Raw genomic sequence first — 1,664 nt, 5'->3', positions numbered from 1 at the left:
CCGAGCTTGCTCGCGATGAACGATCACGCGGTATGCCTGCTTTATTAGGCTGGCTTTATCGCGGGCAAGCCCGGCTCCCACAGTGGGGGGCGGATTTCAACTGATCAACGCAGCCCTGTTACCCACGCGTGTCCGCCTGCTCAGCCGGATAAAACTGGCCTTCCATGTTCAGTTTTCCCAGTAACTCCCGGACCGTAGCCTCAATGTCGAACACGGTTGTCGGATCCCCGATGTCGCCCATTTTCACCACCAGGCGGCTGCTGTTCTGATCGTGAGTGCCTTCGCTGAGCATGTCGTGGGTGAACACCTTTTCGGCGCGCCATAAACACAGTTCAGTGGATCCAGTCAGCCAGATTTCGTTGATTGTTCTAAGGTCAGTGGTAGCCAGTTGATCCGCAGTGATCATCTTGTCCATGGTCGTGTACCTGTCAGTGAGTCGATACAGGTCTGACGTGCTGCTGTCGCTCGTCGTTCAACCTTTCGAAACAGTTGCTGTTGAACCGGCATCAGTCATTTGAGTCGATCTTTCAACGTCGCAAGGACAGGCACCTGCAAACAAAGGGGAACCCCATGACGCACCCTGCTGGTTTTTCTCGCAGAAAAATACTCACGCTGGCCGCCGGGGCTTCAGCGGTTTTCACTTTCGATTCGGCCGCTGCACAGTCAAGACCCCCGACTATCCCGTCGCCCACGTCGCCTTCTACGCTGGATACAGGAGTAAAGACCATGCTGACCCGTACGATCCCGTCGAGCAATGAACCACTTCCATTGGTGGGGTTGGGCACTTACCGTGGTTTTGATGTCGCGACTTCAAGTCCTGCGTACAAGAGTTTGTCTGCGGTACTTGATGCCCTGTTTGAAAAGGGCGGAACCCTGATCGACAGTTCGCCCATGTATGGCCGCGCCGAGCAGACCACGGGTGAGCTGTTGTCGATCCATAAGCCTCGATCTCCGGCCTTTCTGGCCACCAAGGTGTGGACTCGCGGGCGGCAGGAAGGCATTGAGCAGATGGAGCAGTCGTTCAAGCTGTTGCAGACTGACCGTATTGATCTGATGCAGATCCACAACCTGCTGGACTGGAAAACCCACTTGCCCACACTGCGCAAGTGGAAGGAAGAAGGGCGCATCCGCTATGTCGGCATCACCCATTACACCTCGTCAGCGTACGATGATGTAGAAGCAGTGCTCAAGGCTGAGCAGATGGATTTTTTGCAGATCAACTATGCGTTGGATGATCGCGGGGTCGAGAAGCGCATTTTGCCGTTATGTCGCGAAAAGGGTGTGGCAGTGATCTGCAACCGGCCATTCGGTGGTGGCGGGCTGCTGGGGCGGTTGCAGGGCAAGCCTTTGCCTGGCTGGGCAGCGCAGGTCGGCGTCAGCAGTTGGGCGCAGCTGGCGCTGAAATTTCTCCTGGCTCATCCAGCGGTGACGTGCGTGATCCCGGGCACCGGTAATCCAAAGTACATGCTGGAAAACGCCGGTGCGGGCTTCGGACCGATGCTGACCGGCGCGCAGCGTGAGCAGTTGATTGATCTGGTGGGGTAGCGCAATAGTTCAGTAAACGAATGATCGGTAGGAGCCAACTTGTTGGCGAGGCTTCATATCGCGAACAAGTTCACTCTCATCAAACAACATGCAAATTACTGGATTGAAATGCATTTTCT

The 1,664-nt window shown here is 55.6% G+C and carries 2 protein-coding genes; one reads left to right on the top strand and one right to left on the bottom strand.

The window, feature by feature from the left end:
• Positions 1 to 118: 118 nt before the first annotated feature.
• The gene (locus AUC61_RS10180) at positions 119 to 415 is read right to left on the bottom strand and encodes a hypothetical protein (RefSeq protein ID WP_243245796.1); all 297 of its coding nucleotides are present in this window, start codon (positions 413 to 415) and stop codon (positions 119 to 121) included.
• Positions 416 to 570: 155 nt separating this feature from the next.
• Here AUC61_RS10180 and AUC61_RS10175 point away from each other — a divergent pair, with 155 nt between their 5' ends.
• Positions 571 to 1,545 (top strand): aldo/keto reductase, encoded by a 975-nt coding sequence (locus tag AUC61_RS10175; RefSeq protein WP_243245794.1) that lies wholly within the window; start codon positions 571 to 573, stop codon positions 1,543 to 1,545.
• Positions 1,546 to 1,664: the final 119 nt, after the last annotated feature.

Origin of the sequence: Pseudomonas maioricensis, assembly GCF_022790535.1 — a bacterium.
Taxonomy (GTDB): domain Bacteria; phylum Pseudomonadota; class Gammaproteobacteria; order Pseudomonadales; family Pseudomonadaceae; genus Aquipseudomonas; species Aquipseudomonas maioricensis.
Note: the sequence above shows the minus strand (reverse complement) of the source record. Positions and strands in the feature narration are given on the sequence as shown.

Coding starts and splice junctions, on each gene's coding strand:
- AUC61_RS10180 (WP_243245796.1), bottom strand. CDS start 415: ATGGACAAGATGATCACTGCGGATCAACTGGCTACCACTGACCTTAGA.
- AUC61_RS10175 (WP_243245794.1), top strand. CDS start 571: ATGACGCACCCTGCTGGTTTTTCTCGCAGAAAAATACTCACGCTGGCC.